The organism is Lysobacter concretionis Ko07 = DSM 16239 (assembly GCF_000768345.1).
GTDB classification, from domain to species: domain Bacteria; phylum Pseudomonadota; class Gammaproteobacteria; order Xanthomonadales; family Xanthomonadaceae; genus Novilysobacter; species Novilysobacter concretionis.
Window position 1 is genome coordinate 65,929 of sequence record NZ_AVPS01000008.1, and the last position, 17,204, is coordinate 83,132.

General features: G+C 66.4%; 17 protein-coding genes and 1 pseudogene. 9 read left to right on the plus strand and 9 right to left on the minus strand.

What is annotated here, in order from left to right; genetic code table 11:
* Nucleotide 1: 1 nt before the first annotated feature.
* Nucleotides 2–1,066, minus strand: coding sequence for a DUF262 domain-containing protein (locus N792_RS13835; RefSeq protein ID WP_084105715.1), 1,065 nt, complete (start codon nucleotides 1,064–1,066; stop codon nucleotides 2–4).
* A 330-nt stretch (nucleotides 1,067–1,396) separates the two neighbouring features.
* Between N792_RS13835 and N792_RS10550 the strand changes: the two genes are divergently transcribed.
* Nucleotides 1,397–2,602: a serine hydrolase domain-containing protein gene (locus N792_RS10550; RefSeq protein WP_036194918.1), complete on the plus strand. Its 1,206-nt coding sequence runs from the start codon at nucleotides 1,397–1,399 to the stop codon at nucleotides 2,600–2,602.
* 134 nt (nucleotides 2,603–2,736) lie between these two features.
* Here N792_RS10550 and N792_RS10555 read toward each other — a convergent pair whose 3' ends face one another.
* Nucleotides 2,737–3,141 (minus strand): UrcA family protein, encoded by a 405-nt coding sequence (locus N792_RS10555; protein ID WP_084105717.1) that lies wholly within the window; start codon nucleotides 3,139–3,141, stop codon nucleotides 2,737–2,739.
* Between the two features lie 300 nt (nucleotides 3,142–3,441).
* Here N792_RS10555 and N792_RS10560 point away from each other — a divergent pair, with 300 nt between their 5' ends.
* From N792_RS10560 to N792_RS10585, 6 genes are all read left to right on the plus strand, one after another.
* A complete protein-coding gene (locus N792_RS10560) occupies nucleotides 3,442–3,819 on the plus strand; it encodes a DUF1428 domain-containing protein (protein ID WP_036194925.1) in 378 nt (125 codons plus the stop codon).
* Nucleotides 3,820–3,910: 91 nt separating this feature from the next.
* Nucleotides 3,911–4,384, plus strand: coding sequence for a VOC family protein (locus N792_RS10565; protein ID WP_036194930.1), 474 nt, complete (start codon nucleotides 3,911–3,913; stop codon nucleotides 4,382–4,384).
* 101 nt (nucleotides 4,385–4,485) lie between these two features.
* Nucleotides 4,486–4,935, plus strand: coding sequence for a peptide-methionine (R)-S-oxide reductase MsrB (gene msrB / locus N792_RS10570; protein ID WP_036194933.1), 450 nt, complete (start codon nucleotides 4,486–4,488; stop codon nucleotides 4,933–4,935).
* Entirely contained in the window at nucleotides 4,932–5,441 is a 510-nt protein-coding gene (gene msrA, locus N792_RS10575) for a peptide-methionine (S)-S-oxide reductase MsrA (protein WP_036194936.1), read from the plus strand. The genes msrB and msrA overlap by 4 nt, the downstream gene beginning before the upstream one ends.
* 10 nt (nucleotides 5,442–5,451) lie before the next feature.
* A complete protein-coding gene (gene rlmF / locus N792_RS10580) occupies nucleotides 5,452–6,456 on the plus strand; it encodes a 23S rRNA (adenine(1618)-N(6))-methyltransferase RlmF (RefSeq protein ID WP_036194939.1) in 1,005 nt (334 codons plus the stop codon).
* 155 nt (nucleotides 6,457–6,611) lie between these two features.
* Nucleotides 6,612–7,112, plus strand: a complete 501-nt coding sequence (locus N792_RS10585; RefSeq protein ID WP_036194940.1) for a hypothetical protein — start codon at nucleotides 6,612–6,614, stop codon at nucleotides 7,110–7,112.
* Nucleotides 7,113–7,148: 36 nt separating this feature from the next.
* On the opposite strand, the gene N792_RS10590 is transcribed toward N792_RS10585, so the two are convergent.
* The 7 genes from N792_RS10590 to N792_RS10620 all read right to left on the minus strand — a co-directional run bounded on the left by N792_RS10590 (nucleotide 7,149) and on the right by N792_RS10620 (nucleotide 14,710).
* Nucleotides 7,149–7,511 (minus strand): hypothetical protein, encoded by a 363-nt coding sequence (locus tag N792_RS10590; RefSeq protein ID WP_052103972.1) that lies wholly within the window; start codon nucleotides 7,509–7,511, stop codon nucleotides 7,149–7,151.
* Between the two features lie 114 nt (nucleotides 7,512–7,625).
* Nucleotides 7,626–8,405, minus strand: coding sequence for a LytR/AlgR family response regulator transcription factor (locus tag N792_RS10595; protein WP_036194941.1), 780 nt, complete (start codon nucleotides 8,403–8,405; stop codon nucleotides 7,626–7,628).
* A complete protein-coding gene (locus N792_RS10600) occupies nucleotides 8,398–9,660 on the minus strand; it encodes a sensor histidine kinase (RefSeq protein WP_052103974.1) in 1,263 nt (420 codons plus the stop codon). Before N792_RS10600 ends, N792_RS10595 begins: the two co-directional genes overlap by 8 nt.
* A gap of 199 nt (nucleotides 9,661–9,859) precedes the next feature.
* Nucleotides 9,860–10,564, minus strand: a complete 705-nt coding sequence (locus N792_RS10605) for an SIMPL domain-containing protein (protein WP_036194944.1) — start codon at nucleotides 10,562–10,564, stop codon at nucleotides 9,860–9,862.
* Between the two features lie 42 nt (nucleotides 10,565–10,606).
* Entirely contained in the window at nucleotides 10,607–12,076 is a 1,470-nt protein-coding gene (locus tag N792_RS10610) for a hypothetical protein (RefSeq protein ID WP_156969382.1), read from the minus strand.
* Nucleotides 12,077–12,187: 111 nt separating this feature from the next.
* Nucleotides 12,188–14,308, minus strand: a complete 2,121-nt coding sequence (locus tag N792_RS10615) for a M13 family metallopeptidase (RefSeq protein WP_036194948.1) — start codon at nucleotides 14,306–14,308, stop codon at nucleotides 12,188–12,190.
* 144 nt (nucleotides 14,309–14,452) lie between these two features.
* Nucleotides 14,453–14,710: a hypothetical protein gene (locus N792_RS10620; protein ID WP_052103976.1), complete on the minus strand. Its 258-nt coding sequence runs from the start codon at nucleotides 14,708–14,710 to the stop codon at nucleotides 14,453–14,455.
* 286 nt (nucleotides 14,711–14,996) lie between these two features.
* On the opposite strand from N792_RS10620, the pseudogene N792_RS10625 reads away from it, so the two are divergent.
* Nucleotides 14,997–16,324: pseudogene (locus tag N792_RS10625) on the plus strand (coniferyl aldehyde dehydrogenase).
* Nucleotides 16,325–16,429: 105 nt separating this feature from the next.
* Nucleotides 16,430–17,101 carry an SDR family oxidoreductase gene (locus tag N792_RS10630; RefSeq protein WP_036195160.1) on the plus strand — a complete coding sequence of 224 codons (672 nt, stop codon included), beginning with the start codon at nucleotides 16,430–16,432 and terminating at the stop codon, nucleotides 17,099–17,101.
* Nucleotides 17,102–17,204 lie beyond the last annotated feature (103 nt).

Sequence of the window (17,204 nt, forward strand, 5' to 3'; positions counted from 1 at the left end):
CTTAGATCCCTTTTAAGCGATCCAAGTAGGTGCTAATCCGATAGTGAACGTTTTTTGGATTAGATGTGAACTGCGTTACGGATAGGTAAAAATCCTGATCGCTTTTTAGAAGGTCGTTCAGTGCCTTCTTTGCATGTGTCGGATCGCCGAGTACTTTTTTCTTTTGATTCTGACTTAGCAGGCTAAAACAGATCATTTCAATGTCGTAAAAGCCTTGCAAAAATCTGCTGTTTGATCTCGGGTTAGTGAAGGCTTGGTCGCCCCAACATTTCTCACAGAAATCAATCGACGATTCAAATATAGCTTTTAAATTTTCGACTTCTTTCGCTGAGGTCTTTTGGTGCTCCTGCATGTAAGCGTCCATCGCCTTGTCCATGTTTCCAGGAAAGTTCGACCAGTACTCGCGGATTGTGAAAAATCTGAGAACGTACTGAACATCGGTCATTTCACGATAGACTTTGGACTGAGGCGTGGTCTTCAGGCGGGTAGAAAAAAATTGATTCTCAGATAGGCTAAAGAGCAGGTCATTGAGCCGTCCTCGAAATGCCACGTTTCTGATTTCTTGGGAGTTAAGTGCGACACCAGCCTTGTTTAGCCTAAGGAATACCTCGTGCTTGAGGTCTGGATCCGATTGTCGCAAAAGCGTCACTACGCGCAAGTAAGGTCTAATCTTAAGGGCATTTGCTAGGGGGCTTGGCAGCGTGTCAAAGGTGAAGTCCTCAAGTTCAGTAAACTTTTTCAGCGACGTGAGTTTCAAGTTGCTATTGAGGAATTTATGAATAGCTGTTATTCGTTGCTTTCCATCAATGACTGAATATGTCCCGTACTCATCTTCAGCTAGGTAGATTGGGGGTACTGGTATGTTGAGAAGAAAGGACTCAATTAGCTCAGATTCTTTTATATTGTCCCATCGTTCTCGGCGCTGATATTTTGGGCTTATGTCTATCGCACCCGAGGCCACCATGTCAGATACCGACTTAAGAGATAGGTCTGATTGCTGAAGAACCAGAGCATCCTGTGATCGAGCGAACTTTTCGATAATTTTGTTTCTTAATTTGTCGTCCATGCCGTACCCTCGATTTCAAGTTGCTGGCCCACTAGCTGCGCTAATTGATCCCACACATGTGCGACCCGCGAGCTGCGGTTGCGTGTGAAGTAGTAGGGCAAATTAGCATGGGCTACGGCACCTCGCTCGAGAGGCGCGCTGTACTGCGGGTGCGGGGCGCATGTCCTTGGCGGCTGGACTTGAATGCCGACGGGTTCACGGGGTATGCGCTTCGACGCGTGGGGGCGAAGGGTGAAAAAGGTCAGAGAACATTGATGCGCTCAGCCAATAAAGACCGTCTCACCGCTCAGTAGAATGGTGCTTCCTTCGTCACTCCGGCATCGCACCGTCATGTGTCCGCCCCTTTTCATCCGCTTTCTCGCTGCCACCTTGTGCCTGATCCTCGCGCTGCCATCGGCAGCCCGGGATCAGCAGCCGCCGACCATCGGCGAACAACGCGAGGCCGTCCTATTCTGGCCGCAGGCGCAGCGGGAGGCGGAGTTCCGAGAGATGGATCGGCGCTTCCCCAGCGACCGCGTCGAGCGTGCTGCACATGTCCGCGAATTGCCCGAAGGCCAGCCCCTGACGTTGGGCGAGGCCGGCGATTCCTCGTGGCTCGACAACTACATGGATCAGCACCACATCGCCGGCCTGATGGTGCTGCAGGACGGTCGCGTCCGTCTGCAGCAATACGCGTTGGACTTCGGGCCGGAGCAGCGCTGGGAGTCGTTCTCGGTCGCCAAGTCGGTCACGTCGGCCTTGCTCGGCATCGCGCTGCAGCAGGGGCATATTGGCAGCCTGGACGACGCGCTGGTCACCTACATCCCGGAGTTGCGCGACAGCGCCTACGCCGATGTCACGGTGCAGCAGTTGCTGACGATGACCTCGGGTGTGCGCTGGAACGAGGACTACGCCGATGAGCAGTCGGACGTGGCGCAGATGTATCGCGGTGCCTGCGTCGATGGCCGTGCGCACGTGCTGTCGTACCTGATGAAACTGCCGCGGCAATGGCCGGCCGGCACGCACTGGAACTACAACACCGCCGAGACCGACCTGCTCGGCATCGTGGTGGAACGCGCCACGCGCCGATCGCTGGCGGCCTACCTGTCGGACACGATCTGGCAGCCGTACGGCATGGCGGCCCATGCGAGCTGGATCAGGGACGAGTGTGACGGCAGCGACACCGGTGGCAGCGGCCTGTCGGCGACGCTGGGCGACTACGCGCGGTTGGGGCAGTTCATGCTCGACGGCGGCCGCATCGCGGGCGAGCCGGTGATCGCCGAAGTCTGGCTGCAGGGCGCGATCAGCGAGCAGGAAAGCGTGGACGCGCCCGAGCGCGGCTACGGGTATCTGTGGTGGACCGATACCGACGGCAGCTACGCCGCGGTCGGCATCTTCGGCCAGATGGTCTACGTCGATCCCGCGCGCCGGCTGGTCATTGCCCAGGTGGCGGCGTGGCCGAAGGCGACGTCGAACGAACTGGTCGCCGCGCGGCGCGGGTTCGTGGCGGCGGTCAAGCGTGCGGTGGATGCGGAGCGGAAGCCGACAGTCCACTGATCGGCTGGCTTCTGTGCGACGGCCGCAGTAGCCGTGCCCGCACCAACCCGTGCCGCCCTGCGGCGGCTGTCGATCTTTTCGGCACGCAGGCGGGAAGGGCGCGGCGGTTTGCCGGCGTCCCGCGCGTCGCTTGCCTAACGGCTGGCGTTTCGGGCCGTCCGCTCTACCTGCGCCATCGCGTCGTCGGTGGCGCGGCGGGTGCAGACGGTAGTACTCGGCGTGCCGTCCGGAAACAGCTCGGTCAGCTCCCCGCATATCCGGGTGGCCGCGGCCTCGACGCGTCCCTTCAGCGTGTAGAGGTCGGCGGTCCGCGTGAGGTCGAGATCACCGTAATCGACCATTGCGCTCTTTTGTGCGATCTCCAGTTTCTTTGGAATCGCCGATTCGCGGTCGCGGGTGGTCTGGTAGGTGATGCGCGGCGCCAGGACCGTGATCGTATTGAGATCCGTCGGTTCCTGGGCAACGGCCGAGCCAGCGGCCGAAACCCCGATCAACAACGCGGCAAAACCGGCTCCAGTGGCAGAAATCCTGCTGGTCATGGTGGTTCTCCTCGAGAGGTGTCGCGACCCATTCAGAGATGAACGGGCATCGCCACGCCACGGTCGAATGGGACCGTAGCGCTGATAGGTAATACGCACCGGGCTGGAGAAAGTGGCCACGCCGGAGGACCACCTCCACCATCGAGACGCAGCAGCATCGGCGGGGACCCGGTTGCGAGGCGGATGCAGGTCTCAGTGGGCGGCGGGGATGCGTTCGTCACCCAGTCTTGATCGGCACGTAACCCCGATGCGCGCAGGGTGTCTCCCCCGCCCGCATGCGGGCAGCGACAGGAGAGCGAGATGGCCTACATCGATGGTTTCGTGCTGGCCGTACCCACGGCGAACAAGCAGGCCTTCATCAACCAGGCCGGGCAGACGGATGCGGCCTGCCTGGAGTACGGCGCGACGCGCGTGCTGGAGTGCTGGGGCGATGACGTCCCGGCGGGCAAGCAGACCGATTTCCAGCGCGCGGTGCAGGCCAAGGACGACGAGACGGTGGTGTTTTCGTGGATCGAGTGGCCGGACAAGGCGACGCGCGACGCCGGCATGGAAAAGATGATGAAGGACCCGCGGATGAGCCCGGAGAACAACCCGATGCCGTTCGATGGCAAACGCATGATCTACGGCGGCTTCGATCCGGTCGTCACTCTGGCGCCGGGCGCCCGTCCGAACGCCTGACCCGTGCAGATGTCCCGGCTACGTGACCGGCATGCGGTCCGCCGGATGGCATGACCGCGCGGGCCCTTGACGCAACTTCCGGAGGCGAGGAATGGACAAGGTAAGCACCTGGCTGTGGTGTAACCGCGATGCCGAGGCGATGGCGGCGTTCTACACCGGGCTGATTCCCGACAGCCGCATCGTCGAGGTCGTGCGCTCGCCGGCGGACTATCCCAACGGCAAGGCCGGCGATGTGCTGACGGTCGAGTTCACGCTGGCCGGGCGCAGCTTCTGCGCGCTCAATGGCGGCCCGGAATTCACCTTCAGCGAGGCGATCTCGCTGCAGATCAGTTGCGAGGATCAGGCCGAGGTCGACCGCTACTGGCACGCGCTCAGTGCGCACCCGGGGAACGAGCAGTGCGGTTGGGTGAAGGACAGGTACGGCCTGTCCTGGCAGATCGTCCCGCGCCGTCTCACTCAACTGATCGCCGACCGCGACCGCGCCCGGAGCAAGCGCGTGATGGAAGCCATGATGTCGATGAAGAAAATCGATCTGGCCGAGCTGGAGCGCGCGGCGCAAGGGTGAAGGCGTGGCGCGTGTCGCCGTTGGCACCCGCCACCCTCTAGCATGGAGCCCCGCCCACGCACGTCCGCGGCCGAATCCGCTGGCGGTTCCAGGAAATGCCCATGAGCAGTTACAGCAAGACCCCCGACGCGATCGCCCGGCTCACGCCCGAGCAGTTCCGTGTCACCCAGCAGAACGGCACCGAGCGTCCCGGCACCGGCGAATACCTGGAAAACCACGCGCCCGGCATCTACGTGGACATCGTGTCGGGCGAGCCGCTGTTCGCCTCGTCGGACAAGTTCGAGTCCGGTTGCGGCTGGCCGAGCTTCACCAGGCCGATCGAGCCGGCCCACATCAACGAGTTGCGCGACACCACCCACGGCATGGTCCGCGTCGAAGTGCGCTCGACCCACGGCGACAGCCATCTGGGCCACGTGTTTCCCGACGGCCCGGCGGATCGCGGCGGGCTGCGCTACTGCATCAACTCCGCGTCACTGCGCTTCATCCATCGCGACGACATGCAGGCGCAGGGCTACGGCGAATACCTTGATCAGGTGGGGGAGCGGCGATGAGCACCGAACGCGCGGTGCTGGCGGGCGGCTGCTTCTGGGGCATGCAGGACCTGATCCGGCGGCAGGACGGCGTGATCTCCACCCGGGTCGGCTACAGCGGTGGCGACGTCCCCAACGCGACCTACCGCCATCACGGCAACCACGCGGAGGCGATCGAGATCATTTTCGATCCCGCGGTGCTGAGTTACCGCCGGCTGCTGGAGTTCTTCTTCCAGATCCACGACCCGACCACCGTGGACCGGCAGGGCAACGACCGCGGCAGCTCGTACCGTTCGGCGATCTTCACCACGTCCGACGAGCAGCGCCGGATCGCCGAGGACACCATCGCCGACGTGGATGCCTCCGGCCTGTGGCCCGGCAAGGTGGTCACCGAGGTGGCGCCGGCCGGCGATTTCTGGGAGGCCGAGCCGGAGCACCAGGACTACCTGGAGCGTTACCCCGAGGGCTACACCTGCCACTTCATCCGGCCCGACTGGACGCTGCCGCGCCGCGGGGCAGCCGGTTGATGACGGCCCTATGAGTGGCGCGTCCGAATCACCGGCCGCCAGACGCGCAAAGCCGACCCAGGGTTCCGGCGCGGCGGCCGGGCTGCACCCGCGCAACCGGCATCAAGGCCGGTACGACTTCGCGCTGCTGACGGCGCACTGCCCGGAGTTGTCGGCTTTCCTGATCACCACGCCCGCCGGCGGGACGAGCCTCGACTTCGGCAATCCGCAGGCGGTGCGGGCCTTGAACCGCGCGTTGCTGAAGGTCCAGTACGGCGTCGCGCACTGGGACATTCCGGACGGCTACCTGTGCCCGCCGATCCCGGGCCGGGCCGACTACCTGCACGGGCTGGCGGACCTGCTGGCCGAAGCCAATGGCGGGGTCGTCCCGCGTGGCCCGGGGGTGCGCGCGCTGGACATCGGCGTGGGGGCGAACTGCATCTACCCGCTGCTGGGTCACGGCGAGTACGGCTGGCGGTTCGTCGGTTCGGAGGTCGATGCCACCGCATTGCGCTCGGCCGCGGCCATCGTGCGGGCGAATCCCGGTCTGGGCGAGGCCATCGAACTGCGCCACCAGCCCGGGCGAGGGGCGATATTCGCCGGTTTGCTGCGCCCGGACGAGGCGTTCGACCTGACGCTGTGCAATCCGCCGTTCCACGCCTCCGCAAAGGAGGCCGCGCGCGGCAGCCGCCGCAAATGGCAGCAGCTCGGCAAACCCGCTCCGGGCCGCGACGGCCCGGCGCTGAACTTCGGCGGCCAGGCGACCGAGCTGTGGTGCACCGGCGGCGAGGCCTCCTTCATCCGCCGGATGGTCCGCGAGAGCGCCGGCATCGCGCAGCAGGTGTTGTGGTTCAGCAGCCTGGTGGCGAAGTCCGAACACCTCGCCGACGTGCGCCGCCATCTGCACAAGGCCGGTGCACAGGACGTGCGCGAAGTGGCGATGGCGCAGGGCAGCAAGCAGAGCCGGTTCGTCGCCTGGACGTTCCACGATGCGGCCCGGCGCGAGGCGTGGGCGGTGGCGCGCTGGAAAGGATGAGGCGGGCGGCTGGGCCTTGCGCCGACGCGATGCCTGGGACGTGTGCGGTGTGGTCGAAGCGGTAGCCGGGTGCGCGGTGGCCGGCAGAATGTGCCGGCATCGTTTGTCAGTTGGCCGGCGCAGTCCGCGACCGGGTCCCTCCCGGAGATTCCCCCATGAATATGCTCACAAGCGTTTCCGTTTCGCTCGCGGCGGCGGGCATCGTCGCGATAGCCGCAGCCACCCCGGCCCAGGCCGCCAGCGTGAATATGGAACTGACCCAACTGCGCCAGGCCACCGCCGGATTCCAGGCCCTTGATCGCGCCTTTGTCGCCGGATGGACCCAGGACATCACCGGCTGCCTGGCCACGCCCGCGGGCGGCATGGGCCACCACTTCGCCAACTTCGATGCGCTGGGGGACGGCGGCGTGGTGGAAGCAACGCGGCCGGAACTCCTGGTCTATGCGCCGCAGCCCAATGGCGGACTGAAGCTGGTCGCGGCGGAGTACCTGGTGTTTGCCGACGACCTGGCCGTCGGTGACCCGATCCCGGTGCTGTTCGGCCAGCAATTCCACTTCAACCCGGTGGTGAATGCGTGGGTCCTGCACGCGTGGATCGGGCAGCACAACCCCAGCGGCATGTTCGCGGACTGGAACCCGGACGTCAGCTGCGACTGACGTGCGGCGGCTGCCGGGCTCGCGCAACCACGACGCTCACCGCTGGACGAGCGACTCCGCTGGTTCGCAATCCGGGCCCGGCATGCCGCCGTCGGCACGGACGCAGAGATGGAAGCCGTGCAGACCGGGGACTTGCCGGCTGTCGCCGTTCGCCAGTGCGAAACGCTCGATCGGCCCGGACCGGCAGCGATCGGTCGTGCAGGTACGCGGATACACGGTGTAGTGGCACTGCCCGCTGGTGCTGCGCACGCACTCGAAGCGGGCGCTGCCGGCCGCGGTGGTGGCGCGGCTGTACAGGACATCGGCACCATCGACGGTGTTGCGGGTGACGTAGGTGCTGCCGCCGATGTCGAAGCCGAACAACGACAGCGCGAAATAGATCAGGGCGATGAGTTTCATAAGTCACCTCGCGAAAACATGGAACGGTCGGTGCGCGGGTCGGGCACCGGCTTTGCGGTTGCCCGCTATGGACGGCGGCAGGCGGCGATCACATGTGCCGGTCACATATGGCGGTCACATGTGACGAAACAGGGTCATGAACGGTGCGCTGACGGCCAGGGTTTCGGGCCGGGTCTTGAGGCGCACGGTGCCGCGGCCGCTGTCGTCGCGGACGATGCCCGCGATGGCGCGCAGGTTGACGATGGTCGAGCGGTGGATCTGCTTGAACGTGGTCGCGTCCAGCACCGTCAGCAGTTCCTTGATCGGCGTGCGCAGCAGCGCCTCGCCCTCGGCCGTCATCACCGTCGTGTACTTGTTGTCGGCACGGAAGTAGGCGACGTCGTCGACCAGGATCAGCCGGGTCTCGCGGCCGGCGCTGGCGGTGATCCAGGTCAGCGGTTCGGGTGCGTCGACGGCGCGGGCGGCGGGCGCCAGCCGTTGCAGCAGGGCGGACAGCGCGGCGGCCTCGTTGTTGCCGCTGCGTGCCTGCAGGCGCTGGACGGTGGCGGCGAGGCGTTCGGCGGTGATCGGCTTGAGCAGGTAGTCGACCGCGCCGCGCTCGAAGGCGTCGATGGCGTACTGGTCGTAGGCGGTCACGAACACGATCTGTGTGTGCGGGCTGGCTTCGATCGCGGCGGTGGCGACCTCCAGCCCGGTCAGGCCGGGCATGCGGATGTCGAGGAAGGCGACGTCCGGCCGGTGCTCGGCCAGCGCTTCCAGTGCACTGGCGCCGTCCTCGCATTCGGCGAGGATCCGCAGCTCCGGCCAGGCCTTGCCGAGGCGCTCGACCAGCGCCCGGCGCAGCAGCGATTCGTCTTCGGCAATGATGCAGGTGGGGGTGGTGGACTCAGCCATGACGGGCCTCGTGTTCGGGCGTTGTCGATGTGGCGGGCACGGTGAGCGTGGCGGCCACACCGGCGGGGAAGTTGGCGACCACCGCCAGCGCGGCGTCGCTGCCGTAAACCAGCCGCAGGCGTTCGCGCACGTTCTTCAGGCCGATGCCGGTGCCGCTGGTTTTTGTGTTGAAGCCGTCGCCGTCGTCGGCCACGGTCACCGCAACAATGTCGTCGCTGCGGCGCGCGCGGATCCAGACCGTGCCGCCGCCGGTGCGCGGTTCCAGCCCGTGCTTGATCGCGTTCTCGACCAGGGTCTGCAGCATCATCGGCGGCAGCGTCGTGGCACGCAGGTTCTCCGGGATGTCGACCTGGACCGACAGGCGCGGGCCCATGCGGACCTTGAGGATCTCCAGGTAGGCCAGCGCGCGTTCCAGTTCCGCGCCCAGGGTGGACAGTTCGTTCTCGGTGCGCGGCAGCGAGTGGCGCAGGTACTGGATCAGATGGCCGAGCATCTCGTCGGCGCGCGCCGGGTCGCTGCGGGTCAGCAACTGCGCGCTGGCCAGGGTGTTGTAGAGGAAGTGCGGCTCGACCTGCGCGTGCAGCAGACTCAGCTTGGCGACGGTGAGTTCCTTCTCGGTGGCGGTCTGCGCCGCGTCGGCCTGCTCGTTGCGGCGGCGCTCGGCGACGCGGCGGGTGATCGCGCGGGTGATCGCCTCGGCGTTCTCGAAGTTGGTGGCGTCGTCGAACAGGAACCAGTCGCTCCAGGCCAGGGTTTCCGGCTCGCAGATCAGAGTGACGCTGCCGCTGTCGTCGCCGGGCGTGACGGTGGCCAGGATCTGGTTGCGCGGTGCGCCGAACCACAGCATCGGGTTCCAGCGCCCCAGCGGGCGATCGAGATATGCCTCCGGCCGCGCCGCCGTGGCCCGCACCTGCAGGCTGTCACGCGTGCTTTCCACCTGCTGGATGCGCGGCAGTTCGCGGATCGCGGCATCGATGAGGTCGAACGCCTCGCCGGCCTCGAACGGCACTTCCACCTGCCGGCGATGCCGGTTGCCCAGCGTGGTCCGGTCGATGCGTCCGGCGATCAGCCGGACCCGGCCCACGTGGGAGATCGCGCCGATCACCACCAGCGCCATGACGATCATGCCCGCCAGCGTGACCGGCCATTCCAGCCGACCGATCAGCGGCAGCTCCGACCACAGTCCGGCGAACAGCAGGATGGCAAGCAGCCACGCGGCGGCGATGCGGATGACGAAGAAGATGCTCTTGATCACGGGGTTTTCCGGACGGGTTTGGATTGCCGTGGAGCATAGTGACCCCGGCCCCGTCAGGGGTGCGGTGTGCGACGGAACCGCGGCTGCGGCGACGGATCATCGCGATCCGGCGATGGAGCGTTGCAGGACGCGTCGAGTGCCCGTGATCCTGCGGTGGTTGGTACCCGGCTGGCACGGATTGGTGGTTCCCGTTCGCCCGCTACTTGCGCTCGAGTTCGAACACGGCCGATACGCGCTCGGTGTACTCGACGCTGGGCTGCAGGTACTTGCCCGCATTGAGCCGGGCGCCGGTCACCACGATGCGATCCAGTCGGCCGCCATATCCGTTGGCGAGGTGCGAATGAACACTGTTGATGCTGTAGATGGCGCCGGCCTCGGATCCGAATGCGTGCGCCAGTCCGGAGGCTTCCTCGCGGGCACCTGCGACGGCCTTGGCGCGCGCCTCTCGCTGCAATTCGGCCTTGTGTGATGAGGCGAACACCACGTTCTCCACGCTGTTCAAGCCCGCCGCCAACGCCGAGTCGATAAATTCGCCAAGCCGGTGCAACTGGCGCAGTTCCACCGTGACCGCCCGGCTTGCAACGAAGCCGTTGTTGCGGCGACGGCCGGCATCGTCGTAGTCGATGTCCTCCGATAACGACAGATCGGAGGCCGTGACGTCGGTGGTTGCCAGCCCAAAACCGGGCGCGGCCCGAAGGAATGCCTCGATGGCAGCATCCACCCGTTGCTTGGCGGTTGCCGCTGCCATGTCGCGATGGCGAACCTGCAGGGTGATGGTGGCCAGATCCGGGGCAATGGTCACCTTGCCTTCACCGCTGGTGACCACATGCGGGCCGTCGGGCAGCGGCGAACCCGCAAAGCATGGCGGGACGAGCAGCAGGGCGGCGAGCAGTGCGATGCGCATGGGACGGGTCCTCGGGTGGTTAGGGAGGGGTGGTGGGATGGTTCAGTCCAGTGTGCTGCGGGCGTGGATGTCGTATTGCCCGATCCGCCCGACCCGCTCCACCGCTGCGATGACGTCGTCACGTGCGAGCAGTTCCTCGCGCCGGCTCCGGTACACGTGATCCGCAGGAAGCGGAGGAAGGCTGCGGAACCGCTGCACCCAGACGAGGGTGTCCAGGCGGGTTTCGGTTGACTCCAGAAGTGACGCGAGCGTTCCGGCCGCTTCGTCCAGATGATTGGCTTCCAACAGCGCCTGCAACAGCGCCGAGGGCGCCGTCGCGCTGTGGTCGCGCAGATAGGCCAGCGCTTCGTCCGCACCGGTCGCATCCCCGCTGCGTCGCATTGCGCAATGCTGCACGGCGGCGCGGACCATGCGTCCGTAGTCACTCATGTCGTTGACCGATGAGATGGCGGCGAGTGCTTCAGGGAACCGCCCCAGGCTGCAGTAAAAGCGGCCAAGGTTCAGTGCCTGGCTGACATTGGCGCCGCCGTTTTCGGCGAATCCGCTTGCGATCTCCATCTGCACCAACGCTTCATCGATGCGGTCGAGCCGGCGCAAAGCAATCGCGCGGTTGTTCATCAGCCAGACCTGATCCTCGATGTTCTCGAATAAAGCAGATTCCACCGTTGCCGACGAAAGCGCCGCCAGGGCGGCATCGGTCATCGCCAGGACTTGCCGCTCCTCGCCTGCCGCGAGCATCGCGTAGGTCAGCTCCATCAGCAGATCCAGGCGCTCCGGGGCGAGCATGGCCTTCGTGCGCAGGTCGTCGGACCGCAAGCGCGCCGCGCGTTGGATGTCGAAGCGTTTCAAGGTCGGATCCACCAGTGCATCGAACCGGCGGTCGATGCGCAGCATGACCAGGTCCATCGGTCCGTCGATGTGTTCGATGCTCGCCCGCGCCGCATCCGTGTCACCGCGTTCGACCTGCATCAGCGCAAGCTCGTGCCAGAAATGGCTGGTGCCAAGACCGTTCAGTGTCCACGGCCTTGCGAGCAGGGCGTGCAACACGGTCAACCGTGTTTCGGGGAAAGGAATCAGCTCCCGTACCAGCTGGGCGAAGTACCCGTCAGGCAGTTCTTCCTGCAGCTCCGGCCAGTGTTGCAGCAGGTGCAGCAGGCGGTCGGCGGAGGCTTCGGGGTTGTCTAGATCGAACTCCAGCAATGCCAACTGGTACCAGACATGCGATTCGTTGGCGGACAGGTCGATCGCGGCCAAGTAGAAATCGCGCGCGCGGGCAAGCTCGCTCCGTTGGATGGCGCTCCAACCGGCGGCCGAGAACGTCGCATGGCGGATGTCGGCGGGCAGCGCGTCGAAATCTGGATGAGCCATGAGCGTGGTCAGTGCAATCCCGGTGGCGGTCGGGTCGTTGTCGTCCACAGCCGAGAACGCGATCGCCAGCTGCTCCTCGACGGTTGCCGCAGCGTCCACGATGGATACGCCGGCCGGTGGCCGCTGTGTGCCTGCCATTGCCACCGTAAGGACTCCGGTCCAGAGCACCAGTCCCGCGAGGATGCCTGCTATTTGATTGGTTGGTCGCATGCTCGGGTCCATGTCGATTGAGGAGTATGTCGGCGCCCGGATCGCCTACCAGATCTCCACCCGGTCCTGCGGTGCGAGGTACAGCTGCTGCCCCTGTTTGACGTCGAACGCGGAATACCACGCGTCGAGGTTGCGCACGGTCTGGGTGCGGAAGCGGCCGGGGGCGTGCACGTCGGTGAGGATGGCATTGCGCAGTGCGGGCTCGCGGTACTTGCCGCGCCAGGCCTGGGCAAAACCGAGGAAGAAACGCTGGTCGGGGCTGAAGCCCTCCAGGGTCGCTGGCGGCTTGTCTTGCAGTGACAGGTGGTAGGCGTCGTAGGCGGTGGCCAGACCGGCGACGTCGGCGATGTTCTCGCCCAGGGTCAGCTTGCCGTTGACCGGCAGGTCGTCGAACGCCTTGTACTGGCTGAACTGTGCGGCCAGCGCGTCGCCGGCGGCCTCGAAGCGCTGCAGGTCCTGCGGCGTCCACCAGTTGTGCAGCTTGCCGTCCTTGTCGAACAGCGCGCCGAGGTTGTCGAAGCTATGGCTGATCTCGTGGCCGATGACCGCGCCGATTGCACCGTAGTTGACCGCATCGTCGGCGGCGGGATCGAAGAACGGCGGCTGCAGGATCGCGGCCGGGAAGATCAGCCGGTTCTCCAGCGGCACGTTCAGCGCGTTGACCGTCTGCGGCAGCAGGTACCACTCGTCGTGGTTGACCGGCTGGCCCAGCTTGGCGAGGTTGCGGCGGTATTCGAAAACCTCCGCACGCCGGGCGTTGCCGAGGGCGTCGTCGGGCTTCACTTCCAGTGCACTGTAGTCGCGCCAGCGGTCCGGATAGCCCAGCGCCACATGCAGGCCGGCGACCTTGGCCCGCGCCTCGGCCTTGGTCTGCGGGCTCATCCATTCCAGCGCGTCGATGCGCTTGCCGAACGCCGCGATGAGGTTGGCGACCATCGCCTCGGCGCGGGCCCTGGTCTCGGCGTTGACGTGGCGCGCCACGTACTGCTGGCCGACGGCCTCGCCGAGGGCGTCGTTGGTCGCCGCGACCGCGCGCTTCCAGCGCTCGCGCTGCTCGGGTGTGCCGTTGAGGGTCTTGCCGTAGAACGCGAACTGCTCGTCGGCGAAGGCCCTGGGGAGGTATGCGGCGGCGCGGTCGAGCGCGTGGAAGGCGAGATAGTCCTTCCAGGTAGCGAGCGGCTGCGATGCCACCAGCGCGGAGATGCCGGCGACGGCGTCGGGCTGCCAGACGATGAAGTCCTGCTGGCCGGCCAGTCCGGCCGCCTGCAGGAAGGCCGTCCAGTCCAGTCCGGGTGCCTTGGTCGCGAAGTCCGGTTGCGCCCAGGAGTTGGCGCCGGCCTCGACGTCGTTGGTCTGTTCCTGGGTGGCGTGCACGCGGGCGATCGCGGTTTCCAGCACGACAATGCGTTCGGCGCGGGCCGCGGCATCATCGATCCCGGCCAGCTCCAGCACTTTGGCGACATGGGCCTGGTAGGCAGCGCGCAGCTCGGCCATTCGCCCGCCGTCGAGGTAGAAACTGCGGTCGGGCATGCCCAGGCCCCCTTGCACCAGGTACGGCACGTTGCGCGTGGGCTGGTGCAGGTCCTGCGAGACCCACAGGCCGAACAGGCGGTCGGTGTAGTAGTCGGTGGCATTGAGCAGGTCGACGTCGGCGCGTAATTGGCCGCCCAGTTCGGTCGCCAGTGCCCGTTGGTCGGTGATGGATGCGATGGCGTCCAGTTGCGGCTGGATCGGTGCGATGCCCTTGGCCTCGATCCCGGCCTCGTCCATGAACGCGGTGTAGGTGTCGCCGATCTTGCGGGTCTCGCCCTGTGAAGAGGTATCGGCGGCGGCGTCCTCGATGATCCTGCGGACGTTCTGCTCGGTGTCGATGAGGATGCGGGTGAAGCTGTTGAAGCTCGACCGGTCGGGCGGAATCTGCGTGGTGGCGACCCAGGTGCCGTTGGCGTACTCGAAGAAGTCGTCGCCGGGGGCCACGTTGCGGTCCATGCCGGCGGCATCGAAGCCGAAGCTGCCCAGTGCCGGCGCGCCAGCCTTGGCATCCGTCGTCGCAACGGGCGCCGTCTTGCCGGTATCGGAGTGGTCCGGAGAGCAGCCGGGCAGGCCGGTGGCGATCAAGGCGGCCAGGGCCAGCGACAGCAATGTGGGGTCGGGTTTGCGGGACATGGTCGGGCACCGGCGGGAGGGTGCCTGCCAGCGTAGGACTGGCGATGGCATGACGCAAAGGTTGCGGGGCCGGTGGCCAGGCGTTGGCGACGGGTCAGTCCATCACGGGCTTTGCCGGTGCGGTCGGTGCGTGGGACTTCCCGTTCAGCGCACCACCACCGTGGTCGCCTTGTTGGCGATCAGGTAAGGCTGCAGGTCGTCGATCTGGCGCAGCTTGCCGATCGCGCGCTGGGCGAACTTGCGGGTGGTGATTCGGACGTGGCAGTTCTGGAACGGGGCGTCCGGGTTCTTGCCCTTCGAGGAATAGACGACCCGGCCGTCGCGGTCCCAGCCCAGTACCAGCCGCTCCTGCTGGTTGCTGGTCTGGTAGATCCAGCCTTTGTGGATATCGCTTTCCGACATCGCCATGGTGGTGGCCCTCGTGTGGTGGACGGCGCGGTCGCGACGTGGCCGGGAATGATGACAGCGTGCGATGGCGGGTTCCATGCGGCATCGCCCGCGCGTCGCGCGGGCGGTCGCTGGCGCGGAGTGTTAGAAAGGGGCGGACGCCGGCACCGACCGGGCCAGTGTTGGAGTGACGACCATGGCACGACCCGCCGACCGGATCCGCCCGCGGGGGATGAGCAACCACGAGGCTGCCATGAACGAACAACTGCAGCGGATGCGCGCCGCCCACGCCGCCGACCCGATGCCGCCGTGGTCGGCACGCGCCAGCCGCCTGCAGGCGCTGCAGTCGATGCTGACGGAGCAGCGGCAGGCGTTCGCCGACGCGATCCAGGCCGATTTCGGCCAGCGCCCGGCGGAGGAGACCGACCTGCTGGAGATCTTCCCCAGCCTGTCGGGCATCCGCCATGCCCTGCGTCATGGCCGCCGCTGGATGCGGCCGCGGCGCGCCTGGGCCGGACTGGCGTTCCTGCCGGCGCGCACCGAACTGCGGCCGCAGCCGCTGGGCGTGATCGGCATCATCGTGCCGTGGAACTACCCGCTGTACCTCGCCATCGGACCGCTGGTGGACGCGCTGGCGGCCGGCAACCGGGTGATGCTGAAGATGAGCGAGTTCACGCCGCACTTCTCGGCACTGTTCGCCGAGCAGGTCGGTCACTATTTCAAGCCCGACGAGGTCGCGGTGGTGAACGGCGATGCCGCGGTGGCGCAGGCGTTTTCGGCGCTGCCGTTCGACCACCTGTTGTTCACCGGCTCGACCGCGGTCGGCCGTCACGTGATGCGCGCGGCGGCCGCGAACCTGACTCCGGTGACGCTGGAGCTGGGCGGCAAGTCGCCGGCGATCATCGGTCCGGATGCGCGTTTTGCACACGCGGTGGAACGCATCGTGTTCGGCAAGCTGGTCAATGCCGGCCAGACCTGCATCGCGCCCGACTTTGTGCTGCTGCCGCGTGCGCGGGTCGACGAATTCATCGACATCGCCGGTGGCGCGATGGCGCGGATGTATCCGCAGCTGGAGCGCAACGCGCAGTACGCCAGCATCATTTCCGACCGTCAGTACCAGCGCCTGGTCGCGCTGCGCGACGACGCGGTGGCGGCGGGCGCGCGCGTGCATCCGTTGAGCCCGGCCGCCGGTTGTTGCCGCCGGTGTTGCTGAGCGACATCCACGACGACATGGCGGTGATGCGCGAGGAGATCTTCGGGCCGCTGTTGCCGCTGGTGCCGTACGACAGCTTCGACGAGGCGGTGGCCTACGTCGCCGCGCGGCCGCACCCTCTGGCGCTGTACGTGTTCGAGCAGGACACGCGCCGCATCGACGGCGTGCTGTCGCGGACCCAGGTCGGCGGCGTCACCGTCAACGACACCCTGTTCCACATCGCCCAGCACGGCCTGCCGTTTGGCGGCGTCGGGCCTTCCGGCATGGGCGGCTACCACGGTGAAGCCGGGTTCCGCACGTTCTCACACATGAAGCCGGTGTTCCGGCAGGCCCGTTTCAACGGCAGCGGACTGCTCGATCCCCCGTACGGCGCGCGCTTCCGCCGGATGCTGGAGCTGCTGCTGAAGCGCGGCTGATCCGCGGCCGAAGCCCTGTTGCAGAGGCGCTCCGGCAAGCTGTGAACCTTGATTTCCAAGGTGTCCGACGCCATGCCGGATGATCCCACCGTCACGGAGTCCGACATGAAAAACGTCCTGATCACCGGTGCCAATCGCGGCATCGGCCTTGCGCTCACGCGCCGGTTCACCGCGCGTGGCGACCGCGTGATCGCCGTCTGCCGCCAGACCAGCGAGGCGCTGGATGCCACCGGCGCGCAGGTCGAGGCGGGCGTCGACGTGACCGATGACGCCGCCCTCGCCAAGCTGGCGCAGCGCCTGGGGGACACCCGCATCGACGTGCTGGTGCTCAACGCCGGGATCATGACCCGCGAGGTGCTGGGCGAGATCGGTTCGACCGGCTGGGACGACATGCGCCGCCAGTTCGAGGTCAACGCGCTGGGCCCGTTGCGGGTCGCGCAGGCGCTGCTGGGCCATCTGGGCGAAGGCGCGAAGATCGGCATCGTCACCAGCCGCATGGGCTCGGTCGCCGACAACGGCTCGGGCGGCCGCTATGGCTACCGCGCGTCGAAGTCGGCGGTGAACGCGATCGGCAAGTCGCTGGCGGTGGACCTCGCGCCGCGCGGCATCGCGGTGTTCCTGCTGCACCCGGGCTTCGTCGCCACCGACATGGTCGGCGGGACCGGCGAGGTCAGCCCGGAGCACGCGGCCGGGCAACTGGTCGAACGGCTGGACACGCTCGGCCTGGCGCAGACCGGCACGTTCTGGCACGCCAACGGCAGCGAGCTGCCCTGGTAATTCCTTCGCGCAATCGATGCGCGCGTGAAACTCCCGACGCCATGGTTGCGCCAATGGGTGCAACGGCGGCGGGAGCGGTTGGTCATCCGCCGGATGATCCTCA

Coding starts and splice junctions, on each gene's coding strand:
- N792_RS13835 (WP_084105715.1), bottom strand. CDS start 1,066: ATGGACGACAAATTAAGAAACAAAATTATCGAAAAGTTCGCTCGATCA.
- N792_RS10550 (WP_036194918.1), top strand. CDS start 1,397: ATGTGTCCGCCCCTTTTCATCCGCTTTCTCGCTGCCACCTTGTGCCTG.
- N792_RS10555 (WP_084105717.1), bottom strand. CDS start 3,141: ATGACCAGCAGGATTTCTGCCACTGGAGCCGGTTTTGCCGCGTTGTTG.
- N792_RS10560 (WP_036194925.1), top strand. CDS start 3,442: ATGGCCTACATCGATGGTTTCGTGCTGGCCGTACCCACGGCGAACAAG.
- N792_RS10565 (WP_036194930.1), top strand. CDS start 3,911: ATGGACAAGGTAAGCACCTGGCTGTGGTGTAACCGCGATGCCGAGGCG.
- msrB (WP_036194933.1), top strand. CDS start 4,486: ATGAGCAGTTACAGCAAGACCCCCGACGCGATCGCCCGGCTCACGCCC.
- msrA (WP_036194936.1), top strand. CDS start 4,932: ATGAGCACCGAACGCGCGGTGCTGGCGGGCGGCTGCTTCTGGGGCATG.
- rlmF (WP_036194939.1), top strand. CDS start 5,452: ATGAGTGGCGCGTCCGAATCACCGGCCGCCAGACGCGCAAAGCCGACC.
- N792_RS10585 (WP_036194940.1), top strand. CDS start 6,612: ATGAATATGCTCACAAGCGTTTCCGTTTCGCTCGCGGCGGCGGGCATC.
- N792_RS10590 (WP_052103972.1), bottom strand. CDS start 7,511: ATGAAACTCATCGCCCTGATCTATTTCGCGCTGTCGTTGTTCGGCTTC.
- N792_RS10595 (WP_036194941.1), bottom strand. CDS start 8,405: ATGGCTGAGTCCACCACCCCCACCTGCATCATTGCCGAAGACGAATCG.
- N792_RS10605 (WP_036194944.1), bottom strand. CDS start 10,564: ATGCGCATCGCACTGCTCGCCGCCCTGCTGCTCGTCCCGCCATGCTTT.
- N792_RS10615 (WP_036194948.1), bottom strand. CDS start 14,308: ATGTCCCGCAAACCCGACCCCACATTGCTGTCGCTGGCCCTGGCCGCC.
- N792_RS10620 (WP_052103976.1), bottom strand. CDS start 14,710: ATGTCGGAAAGCGATATCCACAAAGGCTGGATCTACCAGACCAGCAAC.
- N792_RS10630 (WP_036195160.1), top strand. CDS start 16,430: ATGAAAAACGTCCTGATCACCGGTGCCAATCGCGGCATCGGCCTTGCG.